The 7,217-nt window shown below is 75.5% G+C and carries 5 protein-coding genes; all 5 read left to right on the forward strand.

Features of this window, described 5'->3' with window-relative positions:
- Positions 1 to 786, forward strand: a 786-nt coding sequence (locus AOK15_RS16760) for an SDR family oxidoreductase (RefSeq protein WP_240508458.1), incomplete at its 5' end; no start/stop codon positions are given.
- Positions 787 to 794: 8 nt separating this feature from the next.
- Positions 795 to 5,456 carry a type I polyketide synthase gene (locus AOK15_RS16765; RefSeq protein ID WP_079058529.1) on the forward strand — a complete coding sequence of 1,554 codons (4,662 nt, stop codon included), beginning with the start codon at positions 795 to 797 and terminating at the stop codon, positions 5,454 to 5,456.
- Positions 5,453 to 5,752 carry an acyl carrier protein gene (locus tag AOK15_RS16770; RefSeq protein WP_055517555.1) on the forward strand — a complete coding sequence of 100 codons (300 nt, stop codon included), beginning with the start codon at positions 5,453 to 5,455 and terminating at the stop codon, positions 5,750 to 5,752. The genes AOK15_RS16765 and AOK15_RS16770 overlap by 4 nt, the downstream gene beginning before the upstream one ends.
- A 2-nt stretch (positions 5,753 to 5,754) precedes the next feature.
- Positions 5,755 to 6,558 carry an alpha/beta fold hydrolase gene (locus AOK15_RS16775; protein ID WP_055517560.1) on the forward strand — a complete coding sequence of 268 codons (804 nt, stop codon included), beginning with the start codon at positions 5,755 to 5,757 and terminating at the stop codon, positions 6,556 to 6,558.
- A partial coding sequence (locus tag AOK15_RS16780) for a glycosyltransferase family 1 protein (protein WP_167738821.1) occupies positions 6,555 to 7,217 on the forward strand: 663 nt, incomplete at its 3' end. The genes AOK15_RS16775 and AOK15_RS16780, both read left to right, overlap by 4 nt.

Raw genomic sequence — 7,217 nt, forward strand, 5'->3', positions numbered from 1 at the left:
GCCCTTGCCGCCGCCGCACGCTGCCGGGTCGAACTGATCGGGCGTACGCCGCTCGACGACGGCACGGGCGGGTACCACGAGCCGGCCCATGCCACCGACCTGCCCGCGCTGCGTGCGGCGCTCGCCGCCCGGGGCGGTCTGAGCATCGCCGAGATCGAGCGCGAAGCGGGCCGCGTCCTGGCCCGCCGCGAGATCGCCGCGACCCTGGCCGAGGTACACGACGCGGGCGGCCGGGCCGGGTACCGGGCACTCGACGTGCGGGACGCGGAGGCCGTGCAACAGGCGGTCAAGGAGACGTACGCGACGTACGGCCGGATCGACGGGGTCGTACACGCCGCCGGAGTGATCGAGGACCGGCTGCTCGCCGAGAAGGACCCCGTCTCCTTCGAACGGGTCTACGGCACCAAGGTGGACGGCGCCCGCGCACTGCTCTCGGCTCTCCGGCGGCTTCCCCAACTGCCCGCCTTCACCGTCATGTTCGGCTCCGTCGCGGCGGTGTACGGCAACCGCGGCCAGGCCGACTACGCCGCCGCCAACGACGCGCTCGCCCGCCTCGGCCGCCTCTGGCGCTCCGACACCGGCAGCCGTACCGTCACCGTGCACTGGGGCCCGTGGGCACCGGTCGGGGCGCACGGCGGCATGGTCGGCCCCGAGCTGGGCCGGGAGTACGCGCGCCGCGGCATCGAGCTGATCGACCCGGAGGAGGGCGTGCTCGCGCTGCTGCGGGAGCTGGCCTGGGGCGAGCCGGAGACCGACGAGGTCGTCCTGACGGCGTCGGGCCGGTGAGCCCCACGATGCGACCGACCGCCCCGCGGCACCGGCAGCCCGTCGCCATCGTCGGCATGGCGGTGACCCTGCCCGGCGCCTGTGACCTGGGCGCGTACTGGCACAACCTCGTCACCGGCGCAGACGCCATCTCCGAGGTGCCCAAGGCCCGCTGGGACGCGGACACCTACTACGACCCGGACGGACGGCGCGGCCTCGACGGCGTCTACTGCCGCCGCGGCGGCTTCGTCGACGGGCTCGACGCGCTCACCGCCTTCGACCCGACCGTCTTCGGACTCATGCCGGACTCCGTGCCCGGCACCGAACCCGACCAGCTGATCGCCCTGCGCACCGCCGCGGCCGCGCTCGCCGACGCGGGGGACGCCGCACTGCCCGAAGACCGCTCCCGGGTCGGTGTCGTGCTCGGCCGCGGCGGTTATCTGAGCGACGGGCTCGCCCGACTCGACCAGCGGATGCGTACGTCCGCCCAACTGGTGCGCACCCTGCACGAGTTGCTGCCCGAGCTGGACGGCGAGCGGCTCGACGCGGTACGGACGGCGTTCACGGCCGCGCTCGGCGGGGAGCAGAGCCCCGAGTCGGTGATCGGCCTGGTGCCCAACTTCGCGGCGTCCCGGGTCGCCAACCGGCTCGATCTGCGTGGCCCCGCCTACACCGTGGACGCGGCCTGCGCCTCCTCGCTCGTCGCACTCGACCAGGCCGTCGGCGCGCTCGCCGCGGGCAGCTGCGACGTGATGCTCGCGGGGGGCGTGCACCACTGCCACGACATCACGCTCTGGTCCGTCTTCAGCCGGCTGCGGGCGCTGTCGCCGTCCCAGCGGATCCGCCCGTTCCACCGGGACGCGGACGGCGTGCTGATGGGCGAGGGCACCGGCGTGGTCGTACTCAAACGGCTCGCGGACGCGCGGCGCGACGGCGACCGGATCTACGCCGTCGTCCGCGGCGTCGGCGTGGCCGGCGACGGCCGGGCCGGCTCCCTGGTCAACCCGGACCCCGGCGGCCAGGCCCGCGCCGTCCGGCTCGCCTGGGCGGCGGCGGGGCTCGACCCGGCGGCACCGGGGTCGCTCGGCCTCCTGGAGGCGCACGGCACCGGTACCCCCGGCGGCGACCGGGCCGAACTGGCCGCGCTGGCCGAGGTGTTCGGGCCGCCGGACCCGGACGCCGGTCCCGACGCCGTCATCGGCTCCGTGAAGTCGATGATCGGCCACACGATGCCGGCGGCGGGTGTGGCGGGCCTCGTCAAGGCGGCCCTGGCGGTGCACCACGGCATGCTCCTGCCGACCCTGCACTGCGACGACCCGCACCCGGCGCTCCGCGTCACCCGCTTCGCTCCGGCCCAGCAGGCCCGGCCCTGGGACGGGGACGTCCGACGTGCCGCGGTCAGCGCCTTCGGCTTCGGCGGGATCAACGCCCACGTCGTCCTGGAGTCGGTACCGGAGCCCGTACCTGCCCCCGCATGGGCGCCTGCCCCGGCGTCGGCTCCTCCCGCACCGGCATCGGCCGTCGCGCCTGCGACCCCGGCACCCGGCGGCCCGGGCGCCGGGCCTGCTGCCTCCGCGGACCGTGCCGAAGTGGCCGAGCCTCCCCGGCTGTTGCGGCTCGCCGCCGCGACCCCGCAGGACCTCGCCGAACTGCTCGACGCCGACGACACCGAACTGCGCGCGGCCGCCGAGGGCGGAGCGAGGGGAGCCGGGGGCGCCCGCGTCGCCGTCCTGGACCCCACCGACCGCCGCCTCGCCCTGGCCCGCAAGGCAGTCGCCCGCGCCCGGACATGGGGCGGCCGGAGCGACGTCTGGTGCGCGCCGCGGCCGGTGCTCGGCACGGGCGGCGGGAAGATCGCCTTCCTCTGCCCAGGGCTGGAGGCCGAGTTCGAGCCGCGGGCCGAGGACGTCGCCCGCCACTTCGGCCTGCCGGCGCCGCACTGGCCGGACGCCCGCGTGGGCGACGTCGCCCGGCACGGCGCGGCCGTCGTCGGCCTCGGCCGGCTGCTCGCCGGAGCGCTCGCCCGGATCGGCGTCCGGCCGGACGCGCTGGCCGGGCACAGTGTGGGGGAATGGACGGCGATGGCGGTCGGCGGGATGTACGCGGACGCCCAGGTCGACGCCTTCCTGCGGGACTTCGACCCGGCCACGCTGCGCGTCCCGGGGCTCGCCTTCGCCGCGTTCGGCACCGATGCGGACCAGGTGGACGCCGAGCTCGCGGCGTACCCGGACGTCGTCGTCTCGCACGACAACGCGCCCCACCAGACCGTCGTCTGCGGGCCTCACGACCAGGTCGAGGCGCTCACCGGGCGGCTGCGCGGCGCGGGAGTGCTCGGTCGGCTGCTGCCCTTCGAGTCCGGCTTCCACACGCCGATGCTCGCCCCGTACCTCACCTCCATCGAGAAGGCCGCGCGCGGCTTCACGCTGCACCCGCCCCGGGTGCCCGTCTGGTCCGCCACGACCGCCGCGCCCTTCCCGGCCGACGAGGCCGCGGCGCGCGCGCTCTTCCTGCGCCACCTGCTCGAACCGGTCCGTTTCCGGCGGCTCACCACGGCCCTGTACGACGCCGGGTTCCGGGCCTTCGTGCAGCTGGGCCAGGGCCAGCTGCCGGCTCTCGTGGACGACACCCTCACCGGCCGCGCGTGCCTGACGCTCAGCGCCAACACGCCCCGGCACAGCGGGCTTTCGCAGCTGTACCGGGTGGCGGCCGGACTCTGGTCGCACGGTGCCGAGCCGGACTTCGCGGCGCTGCGGGCGGGGGCCGCGCCTCGGTCGACGGCGGCGGCTGCCCGTACGGCGGAGACCGAGCCTACGGCGCAGACCGTCCGTACGGCGCAGACCGTCCGTACGGCCGCGGAGATCCCGCGAGCCGCCCCCGTCACAGTCCCCCTCACCCTCGGCTCCGGGCTCGTCTCGCTCGACGCAGCCACCCGGGACCGGCTCCGCAGTACCCTGCGCGCGGCACCCGCACCCGGGCTGGACCGGCTCGCGGCCGTGGCCGCGCGGAGCCCCGTGGCGGCCGAACTGCGCTCGCTGCTCGGCGAGACGGCGGACACGGCAGCGGAACTGGCGGAACTGTTCGCCGTGGCGGCGGCCCCGCGCCGCACCGCGCCCGCGGCGCCGCCCCCCGAGCCCTCGGCGACCGGGGCGGTGCCGCCGCCTGCCGCCACCACCCGCGCCACCACCCTGCGCATCTCCCTCGACACCATGCCGTACCTCGCCGACCACTGTTTCTTCCGGCAGCCCGCGCACTGGCCCGAGATCGCCGACCGCTGGCCCGTGGTGCCCGCCACCACCCTGGTGCAGCACATGATCGACGCCGTGCCCGGCCCGGGGAGGGCCGTGGCCGTGCACGACGCCCGGTTTCTGCAGTGGACCGTCGCCGCCCCGCCCACCGAGGCCACGGTCACGGCCCGGCCCGAGGGACAGGGGCGGTACGCCGTGGAGTTCGGGCGCCACGCCCGCGCCACGGTCGAGACCGCCGACGGGCACGACACAGCGCCCCGACCACGGGCGTGGCGGACGGACGCCCCGGAGAGCCGTCCGGTTGTGTCCGCGCGGCAGATGTACGACGACCGCTGGATGTTCCACGGGCCGCGTTTCCGCGGCGTCACCGAGATCCGCGCGCTCGGCGAGCGGCACGTCCGCGGTGTCCTGACCACCCCGTCCGCGCCCGGCGCGCTCCTCGACAACGTCGGTCAGCTGCTCGGCTACTGGCTGATGGCCACGCACCCCGACCGCACCGTCGTCTTCCCGACGGGCGTCGAGGAGATCCGTTTCCACGGCCCGCCCCCGGAACAGGGCACCGCACTCGACTGCCACATCAGGGTCACCACCGTGACGGACACCGCCCTGGTGGCTGACGCGCAGCTCGCCCGCGACGGCGAGGTCTGGGCCGAGATCCGCGGCTGGCGGGACCGACGCTTCGACTCGCCGCCCGAGGTCGATCCGGTCAAACGATGGCCCGAGCACAACACTCTGTCGGAAACCCAGGAGGGCGGCTGGCAGCTGGTCTTCGAACGCTGGCCCGACCCCGCATCCCGCGAGATATACATGCGCAGCCAGCTCGCGGGCCCTGAGCGCGAGCAGTACGCCGGGCACCCCCCGCGCGGCCGGCGCCCGTGGCTGCTCGGCCGGATCGCCGCCAAGGACGCCGTACGCCGCCACCTGTGGGCGCACGGCGCGGGCCCCGTCTTCCCCGCCGAGATACGGGTCGTCAACGACCCTGGCGGCAGACCGCGCCCCGAGGGCGTACACGGCAGAGAACTCCCGCCTCTGGAACTGTCGCTGGCGCACTGCCAAGAGGCCGCCGTCGCACTCGTCCACCCCGCCGACAGCCCTGGCACCGGCACCGGCGTCGACATCGAGGAGATCGTCGAGCGCCCCGAAACGGCCTACGACGCCATCCTCGCCCCGGACGAGCGGGCGCTCTTCACCGGGCTCGGCGGCGGCCCCGGTTGGCTGACCCGGTTCTGGGCCGCCAAGGAAGCCGCGGCCAAGGCCGAGGGCACCGGACTGGGCGGTCGGCCGCGGGACTTCACGGCGGTCGAGGTCGAAGACGGCGCCCGTGCCCTCACGGTCCGGGCGCCCTCCGGCCGGCTGCGGCGCATCCGGCTCGCCGAGGTGACCAACCCGCCGGGGCTGCCCACCCGTACCTACGCCGTCGCTTGGACCGAGGAGAGCCCGTCATGACCAGCCCCGCCACCACCGGCCCCGCGTACGCCGCCGTCCTCGCCGAGATCACCGACGCGCTGCACACGGTCCTCGACGACCTCGAACTGGACGACACCCCGATCACCTCCGACACCCGCTTCGTGGAGGACCTCGACCTGGAGTCCATCGACCTGGTCACGCTCACCGCCGAGCTGGGCGGGCGCTACGGCGACCGGGTCGACTTCCCCGCCTGGTTCGCCTCGCTCGAACTCTCCGACATCATCGGACTGACCGTCGGACAACTCGTCCAGTACATCGCGGGGTGCCTGCGGTGACCATGATCGAGGCGGGCGGGATCCGGCTGAACGTGGAGCGGCTGAGCGGCGCACCCACCCCGGCACCGGGCCCGCCCCAGACGGTCGTCCTCGTGCACGGCATCGCCACCGACAACCTGACCAGCTACTACTTCACCATCGCGCCCGCGCTCGCCGCAGCCGGACACGACGTCGTGATGTACGACCAGCGCGGCCACGGCCGCAGCTCCCGCCCGCCGCGCGGCTACGGTGTCGAGGACTTCAGCGGCGACCTGGACGCGCTCCTCGACGCCCTCGCCCTGGAAGGGCCCGTCCACCTGGTCGGCAACTCCTTCGGCGGCACCGTCGCCCTCGCCTACGCGCTGCGCCGCCCCGAGCGGGTCTCCGGCATCCTGATGCTCGAGTCCGAGCCGCCGACCGCCGCCTGGGCCAGGAAGATGAGCGGCATCCTGGCCGGCTCCGCCCACCAGCTCCACGACGAGCGCACCCTGCCGTGGATCGAGGAGACCTACGGCCGCCACGAGGCCCGCCTGGTGCGCTGGGCCACCCGGCTGCTGCACGGCACCTCCATCGCCGAGGACATCGCGTCCTGCCCCGTCCCCGCCGAGGAGTCCTGGCAGAGCCTGCACGTGCCGGTCTGCGCGGTGTACGGCGCCACCTCCGACCTGGCCGACACGGCGCCCTGGCTGGAATCGCTGCTGCCCCGCTGCCGCACCCTGACGGTGCCCGGGCACGGGCACTCCGTGCTTGTCGGCACCCCCGAGACGGTCGTCCCGCTGCTGCTCGACTGGCTACGGGACGGCCACCGGGAGCTGGTCGCGACGTGAGCCGCTTCCTGTTCGTCGTGCCGCCCCTGGTCGGGCACGTCAACCCGGCGGTCAGCGTGGCCGCCGAGCTGACCAGATGCGGGCACCGGACCGCCTGGGCCGGACTGCCCGGGTTCGTCGGGGAACTGGCCGGGCCCGACGCCGAGGTGTACCCGTGCGACGTACCCACGCTCCCGGAACGTCCGGGTGCCCTGCGCGGTGCCGCGGCCTTGCGCTTCCTGTGGGAGGAGTTCCTCGTGCCGCTCGCCGGGGCGATGGCGCCCGGTGTGCGCCGCGCGGTCGAGGGGTTCCGGCCCGATGTCGTCGTCGCCGACCAGCAGACCCTCGCCGGTGCCCTCGTCGCCGAGCGCCTCGGGGTGCCGTACGCCACCGCGTCGACCACCCCGGCGGAGTTCAGCGACGCCCTGGACGGCATGCCGAAGGTGGCTCAGTGGACCGCCGGGCTCGTCGCGGAGCTGCGCGCCCGCCTCGGCGACCCGGGGCGCACCCACGATCCGCGCTTCTCCCCCGACCTGGTGCTCTCCTTCACCACCCCCGAACTCGCGGGCCCGGGCCCTCGGCTGCCGCAGCTGCGGTACGTCGGTCCGGCGTTCACCCGGCGCCCGGCGGCCGACTTCCCCTGGGAGTGGCTCGACGAGCGCCGGGCCACCGTCCTGGTC

The sequence above is a fragment of the Streptomyces ossamyceticus genome, assembly GCF_001418475.1.
GTDB classification, from domain to species: Bacteria; Actinomycetota; Actinomycetes; order Streptomycetales; family Streptomycetaceae; genus Streptomyces; species Streptomyces ossamyceticus.

Coding starts and splice junctions, on each gene's coding strand:
- AOK15_RS16775 (WP_055517560.1), top strand. CDS start 5,755: ATGATCGAGGCGGGCGGGATCCGGCTGAACGTGGAGCGGCTGAGCGGC.
- AOK15_RS16770 (WP_055517555.1), top strand. CDS start 5,453: ATGACCAGCCCCGCCACCACCGGCCCCGCGTACGCCGCCGTCCTCGCC.
- AOK15_RS16765 (WP_079058529.1), top strand. CDS start 795: ATGCGACCGACCGCCCCGCGGCACCGGCAGCCCGTCGCCATCGTCGGC.